The sequence below is a fragment of the Streptomyces sp. NPDC057616 genome, assembly GCF_042800575.1.
Classification (GTDB): domain Bacteria; phylum Actinomycetota; class Actinomycetes; order Streptomycetales; family Streptomycetaceae; genus Streptomyces.
The window spans coordinates 41,304-57,162 of record NZ_JBHVGU010000019.1; the positions used below are offsets into that span (position 1 = coordinate 41,304).

A 15,859-nucleotide genomic window follows, 5' to 3' on the forward strand; every position below is an offset into this window, starting at 1 on the left:
TACCGACTCCTCGGAGGGCTCAGCCTTCGAGCTGCTGGTACGCCGGCAGCGTCAGGAAGTCCGCGTAGTCGTCGTCGAGGGCGACCGTCAGCAGCAGGTCGTGCGCCTGCTGCCAGTGCCCGGCGGCGAACGCCTCCTCGCCGATCTCCGCCCGGATGTTGTCCAGTTCCTCGGCGGCGACCTTGCGGGCCAGCTCCGGCGTGGCCTTCTCGCCGTTCTCGAACTCGACGCCCGCGTTGATCCACTGCCAGATCTGCGAGCGGGAGATCTCCGCGGTGGCCGCGTCCTCCATGAGGTTGAAGATGGCGACCGCGCCGAGGCCGCGCAGCCAGGCCTCGATGTAACGGGTGCCCACCTGAACGGCGTTGACCAGACCGGCGTAGGTCGGCTTCGCGTCGAGCGAGTCGACGGCGATCAGGTCGGCGGCCTCGACGTGGACGTCCTCGCGCAGCCGGTCCTTCTGGTTGGGCCGGTCGCCCAGGACCTTGTCGAAGGACTCCATGGCGATCGGCACCAGGTCGGGGTGGGCGACCCAGGAGCCGTCGAACCCGTCGTTCGCCTCACGGTCCTTGTCGGCGCGGACCTTCTCGAAGGCGACCTTGTTGACCTCGGCGTCCCGGCGCGAGGGGATGAAGGCGGCCATGCCGCCGATCGCGTGCGCGCCGCGCTTGTGGCAGGTGCGGACGAGGAGTTCGGTGTACGCCCGCATGAACGGGGCGGTCATCGTGACCGCGTTGCGGTCCGGGAGGACGAACTTGGCGCCGCCGTCCCGGAAGTTCTTCACGATGGAGAACAGGTAGTCCCAGCGTCCGGCGTTCAACCCCGAGGCGTGGTCGCGGAGTTCGTAGAGGATCTCGTCCATCTCGTACGCGGCCGTGATCGTCTCGATCAGGACGGTGGCACGGATGGTGCCCTGCGGGACGCCGACGTAGTCCTGCGCGAAGACGAAGACCTCGTTCCACAGGCGGGCCTCGAGGTGCGACTCCGTCTTCGGCAGGTAGAAGTACGGGCCCTTGCCGAGGTCCAGCAGGCGCTTCGCGTTGTGGAAGAAGTAGAGGCCGAAGTCGACGAAGGCACCGGGAACCTGGGTGCCGTCGGCGTCGACGAGGTGACGCTCGTTCAGGTGCCAGCCGCGGGGGCGCATCACGACCGTCGCCAGCTCCTCGGCCGGGCGCAGCGCGTAGGACTTGCCGGAGGCGGGGTCGGTGAAGTCGATGGTGCGGGTGTAGGCGTCGATCAGGTTGGCCTGACCGGTGACGACGTTCTCCCAGGTCGGCGCGGAGGCGTCCTCGAAGTCCGCGAGCCACACCCTGGCACCGGAGTTGAGGGCGTTGATGGTCATCTTGCGGTCGGTGGGACCGGTGATCTCGACCCGGCGGTCGTTCAGCGCCGCGGGGGAGGGAGCCACCCTCCAGGAGTCGTCCGCGCGGATCGCGGCGGTCTCCGGAAGGAAGTCGAGCGTGGAGGTGCGGGCGATCTCGGCGCGGCGCTCCGCCCGGCGGGCGAGGAGTTCGTCACGGCGCGGCGTGAACCGCCGGTGCAGCTCGGCCACGAAGGCGAGGGCCGCGTCGGTGAGGACCTCCTCCTGCCGGGGCAGGGGTTCGGCGTCGACGATGGCCAGCGGGGACGGCGCTGGTGCGGACATGAGCTGTCACTTCCTTCAGCGGTGGCACCGGGTGCCAGTCGAACCGGGTACGGCGAGGCACGCCCCTGGAGCGGTAGGGCGCTTCTGAACAGTGGATACTAGTTTCCTCATCGTGGAACTTCAATGGTTTGTTGATGTCGAGATTCTCTGGATCGAGGGAAGGTGGCGCTCAGTGCCATCCCGTTCACTCAAGGTGGACCAGATCGGCCGCCGTGTCGATGTCGTACGGCCGCGCCACGTCCCCGCACTCGACGAGCGTGATCGCCGCGGCGTGCTCCTTGAGGTAGGCCCGGGCCCCGCGGTCCCCCGTCGCGGTCTCGGCGATGCCCGCCCAGTGGGCGCGGCCGAACAGGACGGGGTGCCCGCGCACGCCGTCGTAGGCCGCCGACACCAGTGAGGTCTCGTCCCGGCAGGCGGCCAGCACCCGGCCGAACGCCTCGGGCCCGATCCCCGGCTGGTCGACGAGCGAGACGACGGCGGCCCGCGCCCCCGTCGCCGCGAGCGAGTCCAGCCCGGCCCGCAGCGAGGACCCCATGCCCTGCTCCCACTCCGGGTTCTCCACGAGTACGCACCCCTCCAGGTCGGCCCGCTCCCGTACGGCGTCGGCCCGCGCCCCCAGCACCACATGGACGCGGGAGCAGCCGGCCGCGCGCAGCACACCGACCGCGTGTTCGACGAGCAGCCGCCCGCGGTGTTCCAGCAGCGCCTTGGGCCGTCCGCCGAGCCGCCGACCGCCACCCGCCGCGAGCAGCAGCCCGGCGATCCGGTCTTCGTTCTCCGTCATGTGTTCTGCATACCTGACGCCGGGGCGAGTGCCCGGTTTCCGAGGGCTGAATTTCCGTCCGCACTGTGGCGGAGGCCGCATCGGGTGGCGTTTACTGACCCGCGGCCCCTGGCACCCGACCAGTGTCCCGGGGTGTTCGGCGGGATCACGCGTGACTGCGCACAAGGGCGTGCGAGGGGGAGTGCTGGGTTGCGGAGCTTGAGGCAGAGGTCAGTGATCGGCAGCGACGAGGACCCGAGGGTGGCCGGACTGCGGACCGCCGTGTCCCGGCTGCGTCGCGAACTCGCCGCCCACCCGGCCGAGTTCCCCGACCGCGGCATCGCGGAGGACGAGCTCGCCGCCCTCGCCGCGATGACGGCGGGGGGCACCCCGGAGATCCGCCGCCTGCGCCGCTCGCTGCTGCTGATCGCCGGCGCGATCGGCTCCGTCAGCGCGCTGGCCCCGGGGCTGTCGGACGTGCGCGACGCGGTGGACCTGTTCGGGGACCCGCCGCGCGGCTGACGGAATTTGCTCTACGGGAACATTTGCTCGGCCGGGGCGCCAGGGACTGTCCCGGAACCCGTGCGGAATGGGCGTCAGGCGGCCGGCCCCGAGCTGGCCAGGGCCTCCGAGAGCTCCGACGCCACCTGCTGGAGCACGGGGACGATCGTGTCCGTCGCCGCCTCGGTGACCCGGCCCGCCGGGCCCGAGATCGAAATGGCGGCGGCTGTGGGGGAGTTGGGCACGGAGACCGCGAGGCACCGGACGCCGATCTCCTGCTCGTTGTCGTCGACCGCGTAACCGGCCCGGCGCACGTCCTCCAGGGCGGCCAGGAAGCCCTCCGGGGTGGTGATCGTCTTCTCCGTCGCGGCGGGCATGCCGGTGCGCCGGAGCAGGGCGCGCACCTCGTCGTCCGGGGTGTTCGCGAGCAGGGCCTTGCCGACGCCCGTGGAGTGCGGCAGGACCCGCCGGCCGACCTCGGTGAACATGCGCATCGAGTGCTTGGACGGCACCTGGGCGACGTAGACGATCTCGTCCCCGTCGAGCAGCGCCATGTTCGCCGTCTCGCCGGTCTCCTCGACCAGGCGGGCCAGATAGGGGCGGGCCCAGGTGCCGAGCAGGCGGGACGCGGACTCGCCGAGGCGGATCAGGCGCGGGCCGAGGGCGTACCGGCGGTTGGGCTGCTGGCGGACGTAGCCGCAGGCCACGAGGGTGCGCATCAGGCGGTGGATGGTCGGCAGCGGAAGCCCGCTGCTCGCGGACAGCTCGCTCAGGCCCACCTCGCCGCCCGCGTCGGCCATCCGCTCGAGCAGGTCGAAGGCGCGCTCGAGTGACTGGACCCCGCCGCCGTTGGACCTGGCGGAGTCGGTGGTGCTGGCGCTGGACGTCGGCACGGCGCGTTCCTTTCGGGACTGGCGGGAGTCGCTGAAGCCTACCCGGCAGTCGGTTGACTCCCCGGTTGTGCGTAGCTACGTTCTGCTTGCCGGAATTCTAATTCCGCCTTGTGGAAACGTCCAGAGTCGGCGGGGAAGGCGCACTCTGAAGAAGTGTGCCCTTGACGGCTCGGAACCGGGAGTGAAGACTCCTTCAACAGAACGTTGAAATCCGTTCCGTGGAAGTACCTCACGGCGGCTGAGAGGGGTTCGGGTGTCCGACGTAGAACTGGTGCTGCGCTCGACGCGCGTCATCACGCCCGAGGGGACGCGCGCCGCCTCCGTGGCGGTCGCCGGCGGGAAGATCGCGGCCGTCCTTCCCCATGACGCCGCCGTACCGTCCGGCGCCCGCCTGGAGGACCTCGGCGACGACGTCCTGCTGCCCGGCCTGGTCGACACGCACGTGCACGTCAACGACCCCGGCCGCACCGAGTGGGAGGGCTTCTGGACCGCCACGCGCGCGGCGGCGGCCGGCGGCATCACCACCCTCGTGGACATGCCGCTCAACTCCCTGCCGCCGACGACGACGGTCGACCACCTCCACACGAAGCAGAAGGTCGCCGCCGACAAGGCGCACATCGACGTCGGCTTCTGGGGCGGCGCCCTGCCGGACAACGTCAAGGACCTGCGCCCGCTGCACGAGGCCGGGGTCTTCGGCTTCAAGGCGTTCCTGTCCCCGTCGGGCGTGGACGAGTTCCCGCACCTCGACCAGGACCGGCTCGCGCAGTCCCTGGCGGAGATCGCCTCCTTCGGCGGCCTGCTGATCGTGCACGCCGAGGATCCGCACCACCTGGACGCCGCCCCGCAGCACGGCGGCCCCAAGTACGCCGACTTCCTCGCCAGCCGCCCGCGCGACGCCGAGGACACGGCGATCGCCCAGCTGATCGCGCAGGCCAAGCGGTTCGACGCGCGCGTGCACGTGCTGCACCTGTCGTCGTCCGACGCGCTCCCGCTGATCGCCCGGGCGCGGGCGGAGGGCGTGCGCATCACCGTCGAGACCTGCCCGCACTACCTCACCCTCACCGCCGAGGAAGTCCCGGACGGCGCGAGCGAGTTCAAGTGCTGCCCGCCCATCCGCGAGGCCGCCAACCAGGACCTGCTGTGGCAGGCGCTGGCCGACGGCACCGTCGACTGCGTGGTCACCGACCACTCGCCCTCCACGGCCGACCTCAAGACGCCCGACTTCGCGACCGCCTGGGGCGGCATCTCCGGCCTCCAGTTGAGCCTCGCGGCCGTGTGGACCGAGGCCCGCAAGCGCGGTCACGGCCTGGAGGACGTGGTCCGCTGGATGTCGTCGCGCACGGCCGAACTGGTGGGCCTGGACACCCGCAAGGGCGCCATCGAGGCGGGCCGCGACGCCGACTTCGCGGTCCTCGCGCCCGAGGAGACCTTCACCGTCGACCCGGCGGCCCTCCAGCACCGCAACCGCGTGACGGCGTACGCGGGCAAGACGCTGCACGGCGTCGTGAAGTCCACCTGGCTGCACGGCGAACGCATCGTCGCCGGCGGCGAGTTCACCGGGCCGAAGGGCCGGCTGCTCACCCGCACCCCCTGATCCACCCGCACCGCAGCGGCGAGTACGACGAGAAAGAAAGGAACGACGTGACGGCGATACCGAGTTTCACCGGTGACGCGAACCCTTATGGAGGCGGCGACCCGTACGCGGACTACCGCACCGCCGACTTCCCCTTCACCCAGTACGCCAACCTCGCCGACCGGCAGCTCGGCGCCGGTGTCATCGCCGCCAACGACGAGTTCTTCGCCCAGCGGGAGAACCTGCTGGTGCCCGAGCCGGCCGTGTTCGACCCCGAGCACTTCGGGCACAAGGGCAAGGTCATGGACGGGTGGGAGACGCGCCGCCGCCGCGGTGCCTCCGCCGGCCACCCCTGGCCGACCGCCGACGACCACGACTGGGCGCTGGTCCGCCTCGGCGCGCCCGGTGTGATCCGCGGGATCGTCGTCGACACGGCCCACTTCCGCGGCAACTACCCGCAGGCGGTGTCGGTCGAGGCCACCTCCGTGCCCGGCTCGCCCTCGCCCGAGGAGCTCCTCGGGGACGACGTGAAGTGGACGACGCTGGTGCCGCGTACCCCGGTCGGCGGCCACGCGGCCAACGGCTTCGCCGTCTCGGCCGAGCAGCGCTTCACGCACCTGCGCGTCAACCAGCATCCCGACGGCGGCATCGCGCGCCTGCGCGTGTACGGCGAGGTCGTACCGGACCCGCGGTGGCTGCGTACCCTCGGCACGTTCGACGTGGTCGCCCTGGAGAACGGCGGCCGGGTCGAGGACGCCTCCAACCTCTTCTACTCCCCGGCCACCAACACCATCCAGCCGGGCCGCTCCCGCAAGATGGACGACGGCTGGGAGACCCGCCGCCGGCGCGACCAGGGCAACGACTGGATCCGCTACGGCCTCGCGGCCCAGGCCGAGATCCGCGCCGTCGAGATCGACACGGCGTATCTGAAGGGCAACAGCGCGGGCTGGGCGTCGGTCTCGGTGAAGGACGGCGAGAGCGGCGAGTGGCGCGAGGTCCTGCCGCGCACCCGCCTCCAGCCCGACACCAACCACCGCTTCGTCCTGACGGCCCCGGCCGTCGGCACGCACGCGCGCGTGGACATCTACCCCGACGGCGGCATCTCCCGTCTGCGCCTGTACGGCTCCCTGACGGAGCCCGGCGCGACGGGCCTCGCGGCCAGGCACCAGGAACTGGGCGGCTGACCCGAACTCCTCGATCGCCGGACGGGCCCCGATCCTTCAGCCCGTCCGGCGATCGAGGACGAGGCCGTTCAGGCCGAGGGGGGTCTGGGGGCGGAGCCCCCAGGGACGCGGGGCGCGACGCACCCGCACCCACCGGCCGGCCCGACGGAGGCTCAGGCCGCGTGGCCGCCGTCCACCGCGAACTCCGCCCCGGTGACGTAGTCCGCGCTCGCCAGGTACGCGACCGTGTCCGCCACCTCCTCGGCCGTCCCGAACCGCCCCAGCGCCGTCATCGCCGCCTGGTCCGGAGCGTACGGCCCGTCCGCGGGATTCATGTCGGTGTCCGTCGGCCCGGGGTGCACGATGTTCGCGGTGATCCCGCGGGCCCCGAGCTCGCGCGCGAGCGCCTTCGTCAGGCCGACCAGCGCCGCCTTGCTCGTCGCGTACAGCGTCCCGCCCGGCCCCGGCACCCGCTGCGTCATGCAGGTGCCGACGGTCACGATCCGCCCGCCGGCCGGCATCCGCGCTGCCGCCGCCTGGGACGTCAGGAACACGCCGCGGACGTTCACCGCCAGCACCCGGTCGACGTCGGCGAGCGAGAGCCCCTCCAGCGGGCCGAGCACACCCACGCCCGCGTTGTTCACCAGCACGTCGAGCCCGCCCAGCGACTCCACGGCACGCCCGACCGCGCCCGCCGCCTCGTCCGCGTCCGCGGCGTCCGCGCGCAGGGCCACCGCCCGGCGCCCCAGCGCCTCGATCCGCCGTACGACGTCCTGCGCCGCCTCCTTGCCGTTCACATAGGTCAGGGCCACGTCCGCGCCCTCCCGGGCGAGCCGCACCGCCGTCGCCGCCCCGATGCCGCGGCTGCCGCCGGTGACCAGGGCGACCTTGCCGTCGAGTGTTCCGTACGTCGTCGTCATGGCTCCATCCCAGCCGCCGCCGCCCGCGAACGCCGGCGGCGGACGGACACCGACGTCGGGTGGCCGGAACACACCGGGTGGCCGGAACGCACAGGTTCGGGCCGGAACTCTTTGCTCCACCTTTCGCGTTCTCCCCTCGTGACCCTTCAGCAAGAGATCGTCGGCAACGCCATGCAGATGGCGGTCGTCAACCTGAACCCCGGCCAGAGCGTGTACTGCGAGGCGGGGAAGTTCCTCTTCAAGACGACGAACGTGACCATGGAGACCCGTCTGTCGGGCCCGTCGAACGGCGGGTCCCCGCAGGGCGGCGGAGGCGGCATGGGCGGCATGCTCCGCCAGGCCATGGGCACGGCCATGCAGGCCGGCCAGCGCATGCTCGCGGGCGAGTCGCTGGCGTTCCAGTACTTCAGCGCCCAGGGCGGCGAGGGGACCGTCGGCTTCGCGGGCGTGCTCCCCGGTGAGATGCGCGCCCTCGAACTCGACGGCACACGCGCGTGGTTCGCCGAGAAGGACGCCTTCGTCGCGGCCGAGTCCACCGTCGACTTCGGCATCGCCTTCCAGGGCGGCCGCACCGGCATGAGCGGCGGCGAGGGCTTCGTCCTGGAGAAGTTCACCGGCCGCGGCACGGTGATCATCGCGGGCGCGGGCAACTTCATCGACCTGAACCCGGCCGACTTCGGCGGCCGCATCGAGGTCGACACGGGCTGCGTCGTCGCCTTCGAGGAGGGCATCCAGTACGGCGTCCAGCGCGTCGGCGGCCTCAACCGCCAGGGCCTCATGAACGCCGTCTTCGGCGGCGAGGGCCTCTCGCTCGCCACCCTGGAGGGCAACGGCCGGGTGATCCTGCAGTCCCTCACCATCGAGAGCCTCGCCAACGCCCTGCGCAAGGCGCAGGGCGGCGACAAGCAGGGCCCGACGGGCGGGCTGTTCTCCACCCACTCGGGATGAGCGGCCGCACGGCCCGCCGATGAGTTGCGGGCCCCGTCGGGGTCTGAGGTGATGGCAGCAGACATCGCTTCAGGAAGGCACACCCGCCATGGGCAAGCTCGTCTCCACGATCTTCGTCACCCTCGACGGCGTCTACCAGGCACCCGGTGGTCCCCAGGAGGACACCCGCGGCGGCTTCGAGCACGGCGGCTGGAGTTTCCCGTTCGGCGACGACGACTTCGGACGGTTCGTCACCGAGGTCTTCGGCCGCCCGGGCGCGTTCCTCCTCGGCCGCCGTACGTACGACATCTTCGCCTCGTACTGGCCGAACATGACCGACCCGGGCGACCCGGTCGCCGCCAAACTGAACGGCCTGCCGAAGTACGTCGCCTCGTCCACCCTCACCGACCCCGGATGGGCGGGCACCACCGTGCTCGGCGGCGACCTCGCCAAGGAGGTCACCGCCCTCAAGGAGCGCATCGACGGCGAGCTCCAGGTGCACGGCAGCGGCGCCCTCGTCCAGTCCCTGCTGGCGCTCGGCCTCGTCGACACGCTTCATCTGCTGACGTTCCCGGTGGTGCTCGGCACGGGCCTGCGCTTCTTCGCGGAGGGCGCCCTGCCGACCCGGTTCCGGCGCGCGGGCGGGAGCATCACCTCCACGGGCGTGTCCATCCAGACGTACGAGCAGGCGGGACGCCCGGAATACGGCTCGTACGCGTGATCCGGCGACGTCCTGTGAGGCGGCCGTGGGCAGGTTAACGCGCGGAAAACTCATCGGACGTCAAAGGAAAATCTCCGGGCTTGTCATTGACATGCCACTGTCTACGCGCGTCATCATGAACCCATGAGTATCCCCCCACGCACCACTCGTATCGGCGCCGCGGCAGCGCTCCTGTCCGCCCTCCTCGTGGGCGGCACCGTCTCCGCGGGCACGGCGGACGCCTCCGTGGCCTCCGCCGCCTCGGTCGGCAGCATCTGCTACGGCGCCCTCCCCTCACAGGCGCACGACACCCTGGACCTGATCGCGCAGGGCGGCCCCTACCCGTACGAGCAGGACGGCACCGTCTTCTCGAACCGGGAGGGCGTGCTGCCCAGCCAGTCGTCCGGCTACTACCACGAGTACACGGTCAAGACGCCGGGCTCCTCCACCCGCGGCGCCCGCCGGATCGTCACCGGTGAGCAGGCCCAGGAGGACTACTACACGTCCGACCACTACGCCACGTTCGACCTGATCGACTTCGACTGCTGAGCGACTTCCCCCGCTCGGCACCAGGAACGGCGCCATCAGCCGGAAGTCCGGTCCGCAGTCAGCCGGACTTCCGGCTCTCCGCGGCGGCGAACAGCGCGAACGCCAGCACCACCAGCGTGACGCTCGCGTAGACCCCGTAGCCGTCGAGGAAGCCGAGCCGCTGCACGAGGCCGACATGCCAGTCGGTGAACTCGTGCACCAGGCCCAGCACGCCCTGCACCAGGGCGACGAAACCGAGTACCTCCAGCAGCTGCTTCATGGCCACGAGCCTCGCCCCGCGGTCCCCCCACGGACATCGGCCGCGGGGCGAGTCGTGCCCGCCGTAAGTCCCCTGCCCCGCAGGGGACCCGCGCCGAAAGTCTCCGGCGGTGCGACTTTGGTCGGCGATGCCCCGCGCGGAGCGGTGACGGCGGGCATTCCTGCGTAGATTTGTCGACCGTGAGCAAGGACAAGGCGACGCCGGCCGCGGCGGCGGTCATAGGGCGCAGATGGCTGTTCCCCTCGGCCCTGCTGCACGAGCTCGACCCCGACGCGGAGCGGACCGGACGGCGGCCCCGGCGCACCGCGCGCGACTGGGTCGTCGACTTCACCTGCTTCCTGCTCGCCGTCGCGCTCGGCCTCGCGGCCGCCGACACCCTGAGCAACGACCCCCACACCCCGCACGCCCTCGCCGTCGTCGACCAGCTGCTCGGCGCGCTGGCCTGCGCCGCGGTGTGGCTGCGCCGCCGCTGGCCGCTCGGGCTCGCCATCGCGATGATCCCCGTCGGCCTGGTGTCGAACACCGCGGGCGGCGCCGGCGCCGTCGTCCTGTTCACCCTCGCCGTGCACCGGCCCTTCCGCTACGTCGCCTGGATCGGCGGCATCGCGATCGTGCAGATCCCGCTGCAGTTCTGGCTGCGCCCGGACCCCGACCTGCCGTACGCGGGAGCCGTCGCCTTCACGGAGCTGGCCACCCTCACCGTCATCGGCTGGGGCATGTTCGTGCGCTCCAAGCGGCAGCTCATGATGAGCCTGCGCGAGCGCGCCCGGCGGGCCGAGACGGAGGCGCAACTGCGCGCCGAGCAGGCGCAGCGGCTGGCCCGCGAGGCCATCGCCCGCGAGATGCACGACGTCCTCGCGCACCGCCTGACCCTGCTCAGCGTGCACGCGGGCGCCCTGGAGTTCCGGCCCGACGCGCCCCGGGAGGAGATCGCGCGGGCGGCCGGCGTCATCCGCGAGAGCGCCCACGAGGCATTGCAGGACCTGCGGGAGATCATCGGCGTCCTGCGCGCGGGCGAGCCCGACGACGCGGGCCGCCCGCAGCCGACGCTCGCCGCGCTGGACGCGCTGGTCGCCGAGTGCCGCGAGGCCGGCATGAAGGTGACCCTCGCGAGCCGCGTCAGCGACCCCGCCGACGTCCCCTCCTCCGTCGGCCGCACCGCGTACCGCATCGCCCAGGAGGCCCTGACCAACGCCCGCAAGCACGCCCCCGGCACGGAGGTCACCGTCTCCGTCACCGGCAGCCCGGGCGACGGCCTCGTGGTGGACGTCCGCAACCCCGCCCCGGAGGGTGACGTGCCCGCCGTCCCCGGCTCCGGGCAGGGCCTGATCGGGCTCACCGAACGGGCCACGCTCGCCGGCGGCCGGCTGGACCACGGGCCGGACGCCGACGGGGGGTTCCGGGTGCGCGCCTGGCTGCCGTGGTGATGCCGCGACCCGCGCACGGCGGACCCGCCGGCCGTGATTACGTAAGGCCCATGACTGCGATCAGAGTGCTCCTCGTGGACGACGACCCCCTGGTGCGGGCGGGCCTGTCCCTGATGATGGGCGGGGCCGACGACATCGAGATCGTCGGGGAGGCCGCCGACGGCACCGAGGTCGAGGCACTGGTCGACCGCACCCGCCCGGACGTGGTCCTCATGGACATCCGGATGCCGTCGGTGGACGGCCTCACCGCCACCGAGCGGCTGCGGGGCCGCAAGGACGCCCCCCAGGTCGTGGTCCTCACCACCTTCCACGCCGACGAGCAGGTGTTGCGCGCCCTGCGCGCGGGCGCCGCCGGGTTCGTCCTCAAGGACACGCCGCCGGCCGAGATCGTCGACGCGGTGCGCCGGGTCGCGGACGGCGATCCCGTGCTGTCGCCCACCGTCACACGGCAGTTGGTGGAGCACGCGGTGGGCAACTCCGCCGACACCCGCCGCACGCACGCGCGCGTGCGCATCGGCGCGCTCAACGACCGTGAGCGCGAGGTCGCCGTCGCGGTCGGCCGCGGCCTGGCCAACGCCGAGATCGCCGCGACGCTCTTCATGAGCGTCGCCACCGTCAAGACCCACGTCTCCCGCATCCTGGCCAAGCTCGACCTCAACAACCGTGTGCAGATCGCCCTGTTGGCCTACGACGCGGGCCTGCTGGAGGAACCGGGGGCGGACGGGCACTAGCGGCACCCGCCGCGCGTTGTCCCTGCACCGGGAGGAAACCCGGCGGGGGACGGGGCGGGACGGGGCAGGCATGGCCGAAGCGATCGACCTGGGGGAGTTCGGCGACGGGTTCCGCACGGACCCGCATCCCGTGTACGCGCGGCTGCGCGAGCGCGGCCCGGTGCACCGGGTGCGGCTGCCGGTGCCCGACCAGCACCACGAGACCTGGCTCGTCGTCGGGTACGAGGAGGCGCGCGCCGCCCTCGCCGACCCGCGGCTGTCCAAGGACGCCGACAAGATCGGCATGGTGTTCCTGGACGAGGAACTGATCGGCAAGTACCTGCTGGGCACCGACCCGCCGCAGCACACGCGCCTGCGCGCCCTGGTCTCACGGGCCTTCACCATGCGCTGCGTGGAGCAACTGCGGCCGCGCGTCCAGGAGATCGCCGACGAGCTGCTCGACGTCATGCTGCCGCTGGGCCGCGCCGACCTCGTGGAGTCGTTCGCCTACCCGCTGCCCATCACCGTCATCTGCGAGCTGCTCGGCGTGCCCGAGATGGACCGTACGGCGTTTCGCGCGATGTCCACCGAGGCGGTCGCGCCGACCGGCGCGGACAGCGAGCACGACGCGTTCGTGCGCCTCGCCGCCTGTCTCACCGAGCTCATCGAGGACAAGCGGTGCGCCGGACCGGGCGACGACCTGCTCAGCGACCTGATCCGCACCACCGCCGAGGACGGGGACCGGCTCTCCGCGGGCGAACTGCGCGGCATGGCCTTCGTGCTGCTCGTCGCGGGCCACGAGACGACGGTCAACCTCATCAGCAGCGGCGTCCTCTCCCTGCTCCGCCACCCGGACCAACTCGCCGCCCTGCGGGCCGACATGAGCCTGGTCGACCGGGCGGTGGAGGAGACGCTGCGCCACGAAGGACCGGTGGAGAACGCCACGTTCAGGTTCGCCGCCGAGCCCCTGGAGATCGGCGGCACGGCGATCGAGCGCGGCGACGCGGTGATGATCGGCCTCACCGCCGCCGACCGCGACACGCTGCGCTACCCCGACCCCGACCGCTTCGACCTGCGCCGCGACACCCGCGGCCACCTCGCCTTCGGCCACGGCGTCCACTACTGCCTGGGCGCGCCCCTGGCCCGCCTCGAAGCCCGTACGGCGCTGCGCACCCTGCTGGCGCGCGCCCCCGGCCTCGCCCTCGACGGCCCGCCCGGCGAGTGGCTGCCCGGCATGCTGATGCGAGGGGTGCGCAGTCTGCCGGTGCGCTGGTAGAACACCCTGATCCACAGGCATTCAGGGGGGAAGACGTGCTGCGCACCGCGGAGATCACCGCCGAGCTGACGGGAGAGCTGGGCGGCGACAACTTCCACAATCTGCACTGGCGTTCCAAGCTGGAGTTCAGCGTGGACTGCTTCATCTGCGAGCGGACCGGCCGCACCACGGTCTTCGAGCGCGGCGCGGAGCGGGCCCTGTGCTCGGGCAGCCGCAGCGGTTTCCAGCGCCACTACACGGCGGGCCGGATCGCCGCGTACGACACGACGTCCGGCAAGGACCGGCTGGCGCTGCGGGCCCTCGTCGACTTCTGGTGGTCGCCCTTCGAGGACGCGCGCGACGGCCGGCGCGGCCAGGCGCCCACCAGCCACCCCTGGGTGCGCCTGCACATCGGCTACTACTGCCCGAAGACCAAGGAGCCCGGCAAGAACAGCGTCCAGACCAACCTGGTCCGGCCCTGTGCACTGCGCTGCGCCCACTGCGACGCGGTGATGGCCACGGACACCACCGCGCCCGCCGTGCGCCTGCTCACCTGAACGCGGTCTCGGCGCGCCCCGGGATCTCCGCGAGGGCCACCGGTCTGCGCTCCCGTCGGGAGACCTCGCACGCTTCGGCGATCCGCAGCGCCTGCAGCGCCTCGCGCCCGTCGCACGGATTGGCCCGCAGCCCCATCACGACCTCGACGAAGGCGCCCAGCTCGGCCTCGTAGGCGGGCCCGAAGCGCTCCAGGAAGCCGGTCCACGGCTTGTCCGCGGCGGGCGGTCCGGTCGGTTCGGTGGAGGCGATCGGCGTGCGGTCGTCCAGGCCCACCACGATCTGGTCGAGCTCCCCGGCCAGCTCCATGCGGACGTCGTAGCCGGCGCCGTTGAGCCGCGTCGCCGTGGCGGTGGCGAGCGTGCCGTCGTCGAGCGTGAGGAGCGCGGCGCCGGTGTCCACGTCGCCCGCCTCCCGGAACATCGCGGGTCCCGCGTCGGACCCGGCGGCGTACACGTCGACGACCTCGCGCCCGGTCACCCAGCGCAGCACGTCGAAGTCGTGGATCAGCGTGTCCCGGTACAGTCCGCCGGAGAGCGGCAGCCACGCGGGCGGGGGAGCGCTCTGGTCGGACGTGAGGGCCCGTACGGTGTGCAGCCGCCCGAGCCGGCCCGAGAGCACCGCGTCCCGGGCCCCCTGGTAACCCGTGTCGAAGCGGCGCTGGAACCCCATCTGCAGGATGGTCCCGGCCGCCTCGACCTCGCCGATGGCGTGCAGCGTGCCCGGCAGATCGAGCGCGATGGGCTTCTCGCAGAACACCGGGAGCCCCGACCGTGCTGCCCGACCGATCAGTTCGGCATGGGCCGCGGTGGCGGTGGTGATCACCACGGCGTCCACGCCCCAGCGGAAGATCTCGTCCACCCCGGGCGCCGCCGTCTCCCCGAGCCTGCGGGCGAGCTCCTGGGCCCGCGCCGGATCGACGTCCGTGAGGATCAGGGACCCCACGTCGCGATGACGGCTGAGGGTGTTCGCATGAATGGCGCCGATCCGCCCCGTACCGATGACCCCGATGCGCATGGAAACAAAGTGAGGGTTCCGTGCGTACGCTGTCAATGCATATGTCAGGACAATCGAACTACACAACTTCCCGTCAACAACGCCTGGAGCTACGCTCGCCCCGTGCCGAAACCAGAAGTGGACCCCACCGTGTCGCTCGACCTCAGTGTGGACCGGAGCTCACCGGTGCCCCTGTACTTCCAGCTCTCCCAGCAGCTGGAGGCCGCGATCGAGCACGGCGCGCTCACGCCCGGCAGCCTGCTGGGCAACGAGATCGAGCTGGCCGCCCGGCTCGGCCTGTCCCGGCCCACCGTCCGCCAGGCCATCCAGTCGCTCGTCGACAAGGGCCTGCTGGTGCGCCGCCGCGGCGTCGGCACGCAGGTCGTGCACAGCCAGGTCAAGCGCCCCCTGGAGCTCTCCAGCCTCTACGACGACCTGGAGGCGGCCGGGCAGCGCCCCGCGACCCGGGTGCTGGTCAACACGGTCGTCCCGGCGACCGCCGAGGTCGCGGCCGCACTCAACGTCGCCGAGGACAGCGACGTGCACCGCGTCGAGCGGCTGCGCCTGGCACACGGCGAGCCGATGGCCCACCTGTGCAACTTCATCCCGCCCGGCCTGCTCGACCTGGACACCGAACAGCTGGAGGCCACCGGCCTGTACCGGATGATGCGCGCCGTCGGGATCACCCTGCACAGTGCTCGCCAGACCATCGGCGCCCGCGCGGCGACCGCCGCCGAGGCCGAGCGCCTCGCCGAGCCCGAGGGCGCCCCGCTGCTCACCATGCAGCGCGTCACCTTCGACGACACGGGCCGAGCGGTCGAGTACGGCACGCACACGTACCGCCCGTCGCGCTATTCGTTCGAGTTCCAGCTGCTCGTGAGGCCGTGACGGTCGCAGCCGTGTGCGATTCGTCATGACGTCCGGACAATGCAACACGGTCAAGGGGCGCGGGAAACCGCGCGATCAACCCAAGACAACCCGCACCCGGCACCGCACCCGCACCCCCTTCCGCGGCCCCGATCC

At 72.2% G+C, this 15,859-nt stretch carries 17 protein-coding genes; 11 read left to right on the forward strand and 6 right to left on the reverse strand.

All coding sequences use genetic code 11. From position 1 onward, the window contains the following. Positions 1–19: 19 nt before the first annotated feature. Both aceB and ACFU97_RS23995 read right to left on the reverse strand, forming a co-directional pair. Entirely contained in the window at positions 20–1,645 is a 1,626-nt protein-coding gene (aceB, locus tag ACFU97_RS23990) for a malate synthase A (RefSeq protein WP_384259894.1), read from the reverse strand. 184 nt (positions 1,646–1,829) lie between these two features. After that, entirely contained in the window at positions 1,830–2,429 is a 600-nt protein-coding gene (locus tag ACFU97_RS23995) for an NTP transferase domain-containing protein (RefSeq protein WP_384259897.1), read from the reverse strand. A 213-nt stretch (positions 2,430–2,642) separates the two neighbouring features. On the opposite strand from ACFU97_RS23995, the gene ACFU97_RS24000 reads away from it, so the two are divergent. Next, complete coding sequence (locus ACFU97_RS24000) at positions 2,643–2,930, forward strand: DUF5955 family protein (RefSeq protein WP_384260213.1); 288 nt, start codon at positions 2,643–2,645, stop codon at positions 2,928–2,930. A gap of 74 nt (positions 2,931–3,004) precedes the next feature. On the opposite strand, the gene ACFU97_RS24005 is transcribed toward ACFU97_RS24000, so the two are convergent. After that, a complete protein-coding gene (locus ACFU97_RS24005; RefSeq protein ID WP_384259900.1) occupies positions 3,005–3,802 on the reverse strand; it encodes an IclR family transcriptional regulator in 798 nt (265 codons plus the stop codon). Positions 3,803–4,055: 253 nt separating this feature from the next. On the opposite strand from ACFU97_RS24005, the gene allB reads away from it, so the two are divergent. Both allB and alc read left to right on the forward strand, forming a co-directional pair. After that, entirely contained in the window at positions 4,056–5,396 is a 1,341-nt protein-coding gene (gene allB, locus ACFU97_RS24010) for an allantoinase AllB (RefSeq protein WP_384259904.1), read from the forward strand. Positions 5,397–5,443: 47 nt separating this feature from the next. After that, positions 5,444–6,559, forward strand: a complete 1,116-nt coding sequence (gene alc / locus ACFU97_RS24015) for an allantoicase (RefSeq protein ID WP_384259908.1) — start codon at positions 5,444–5,446, stop codon at positions 6,557–6,559. A 152-nt stretch (positions 6,560–6,711) separates the two neighbouring features. Here the strand turns inward: alc and ACFU97_RS24020 are convergent, their stop codons facing one another. After that, positions 6,712–7,458 (reverse strand): SDR family NAD(P)-dependent oxidoreductase, encoded by a 747-nt coding sequence (locus ACFU97_RS24020; RefSeq protein ID WP_384259911.1) that lies wholly within the window; start codon positions 7,456–7,458, stop codon positions 6,712–6,714. A 138-nt stretch (positions 7,459–7,596) separates the two neighbouring features. Between ACFU97_RS24020 and ACFU97_RS24025 the strand changes: the two genes are divergently transcribed. From ACFU97_RS24025 to ACFU97_RS24035, 3 genes are all read left to right on the forward strand, one after another. Further along, on the forward strand, positions 7,597–8,406 hold the full coding sequence (locus ACFU97_RS24025) for an AIM24 family protein (RefSeq protein ID WP_384259914.1): 810 nt from the start codon (positions 7,597–7,599) through the stop codon (positions 8,404–8,406). An 88-nt stretch (positions 8,407–8,494) separates the two neighbouring features. Beyond that, the gene (locus tag ACFU97_RS24030) at positions 8,495–9,106 is read left to right on the forward strand and encodes a dihydrofolate reductase family protein (protein WP_384259917.1); all 612 of its coding nucleotides are present in this window, start codon (positions 8,495–8,497) and stop codon (positions 9,104–9,106) included. A 123-nt stretch (positions 9,107–9,229) separates the two neighbouring features. Next, a complete protein-coding gene (locus ACFU97_RS24035; protein ID WP_384259919.1) occupies positions 9,230–9,634 on the forward strand; it encodes a ribonuclease domain-containing protein in 405 nt (134 codons plus the stop codon). A 58-nt stretch (positions 9,635–9,692) separates the two neighbouring features. Here ACFU97_RS24035 and ACFU97_RS24040 read toward each other — a convergent pair whose 3' ends face one another. After that, positions 9,693–9,893: a hypothetical protein gene (locus ACFU97_RS24040; protein WP_384259922.1), complete on the reverse strand. Its 201-nt coding sequence runs from the start codon at positions 9,891–9,893 to the stop codon at positions 9,693–9,695. A 179-nt stretch (positions 9,894–10,072) separates the two neighbouring features. Here ACFU97_RS24040 and ACFU97_RS24045 point away from each other — a divergent pair, with 179 nt between their 5' ends. The 4 genes from ACFU97_RS24045 (at position 10,073) to ACFU97_RS24060 (ending at position 13,842) form a co-directional block, all read left to right on the forward strand. Continuing rightward, positions 10,073–11,320 carry a sensor histidine kinase gene (locus ACFU97_RS24045; RefSeq protein WP_384259924.1) on the forward strand — a complete coding sequence of 416 codons (1,248 nt, stop codon included), beginning with the start codon at positions 10,073–10,075 and terminating at the stop codon, positions 11,318–11,320. A 50-nt stretch (positions 11,321–11,370) separates the two neighbouring features. After that, positions 11,371–12,051: a response regulator gene (locus ACFU97_RS24050; protein WP_384259927.1), complete on the forward strand. Its 681-nt coding sequence runs from the start codon at positions 11,371–11,373 to the stop codon at positions 12,049–12,051. A gap of 70 nt (positions 12,052–12,121) precedes the next feature. Then, positions 12,122–13,306, forward strand: a complete 1,185-nt coding sequence (locus ACFU97_RS24055) for a cytochrome P450 (RefSeq protein WP_384259930.1) — start codon at positions 12,122–12,124, stop codon at positions 13,304–13,306. 35 nt (positions 13,307–13,341) lie between these two features. Continuing rightward, positions 13,342–13,842 carry a hypothetical protein gene (locus ACFU97_RS24060; RefSeq protein ID WP_384259933.1) on the forward strand — a complete coding sequence of 167 codons (501 nt, stop codon included), beginning with the start codon at positions 13,342–13,344 and terminating at the stop codon, positions 13,840–13,842. Here the strand turns inward: ACFU97_RS24060 and ACFU97_RS24065 are convergent. Next, entirely contained in the window at positions 13,835–14,857 is a 1,023-nt protein-coding gene (locus tag ACFU97_RS24065; protein ID WP_384259935.1) for a Gfo/Idh/MocA family oxidoreductase, read from the reverse strand. The two genes, ACFU97_RS24060 and ACFU97_RS24065, sit on opposite strands and share 8 nt — an antisense overlap. A gap of 129 nt (positions 14,858–14,986) precedes the next feature. Between ACFU97_RS24065 and ACFU97_RS24070 the strand changes: the two genes are divergently transcribed. Further along, positions 14,987–15,724, forward strand: a complete 738-nt coding sequence (locus ACFU97_RS24070; protein WP_384260215.1) for a GntR family transcriptional regulator — start codon at positions 14,987–14,989, stop codon at positions 15,722–15,724. Positions 15,725–15,859: the final 135 nt, after the last annotated feature.

Bases quoted from the DNA above. Each gene is read 5' to 3' on its own strand.
- aceB (WP_384259894.1), bottom strand. From the start codon at position 1,645: ATGTCCGCACCAGCGCCGTCCCCGCTGGCCATCGTCGACGCCGAACCC.
- ACFU97_RS23995 (WP_384259897.1), bottom strand. From the start codon at position 2,429: ATGACGGAGAACGAAGACCGGATCGCCGGGCTGCTGCTCGCGGCGGGT.
- ACFU97_RS24020 (WP_384259911.1), bottom strand. From the start codon at position 7,458: ATGACGACGACGTACGGAACACTCGACGGCAAGGTCGCCCTGGTCACC.
- ACFU97_RS24030 (WP_384259917.1), top strand. From the start codon at position 8,495: ATGGGCAAGCTCGTCTCCACGATCTTCGTCACCCTCGACGGCGTCTAC.
- ACFU97_RS24035 (WP_384259919.1), top strand. From the start codon at position 9,230: ATGAGTATCCCCCCACGCACCACTCGTATCGGCGCCGCGGCAGCGCTC.
- ACFU97_RS24040 (WP_384259922.1), bottom strand. From the start codon at position 9,893: ATGAAGCAGCTGCTGGAGGTACTCGGTTTCGTCGCCCTGGTGCAGGGC.
- ACFU97_RS24050 (WP_384259927.1), top strand. From the start codon at position 11,371: ATGACTGCGATCAGAGTGCTCCTCGTGGACGACGACCCCCTGGTGCGG.
- ACFU97_RS24055 (WP_384259930.1), top strand. From the start codon at position 12,122: ATGGCCGAAGCGATCGACCTGGGGGAGTTCGGCGACGGGTTCCGCACG.
- ACFU97_RS24065 (WP_384259935.1), bottom strand. From the start codon at position 14,857: ATGCGCATCGGGGTCATCGGTACGGGGCGGATCGGCGCCATTCATGCG.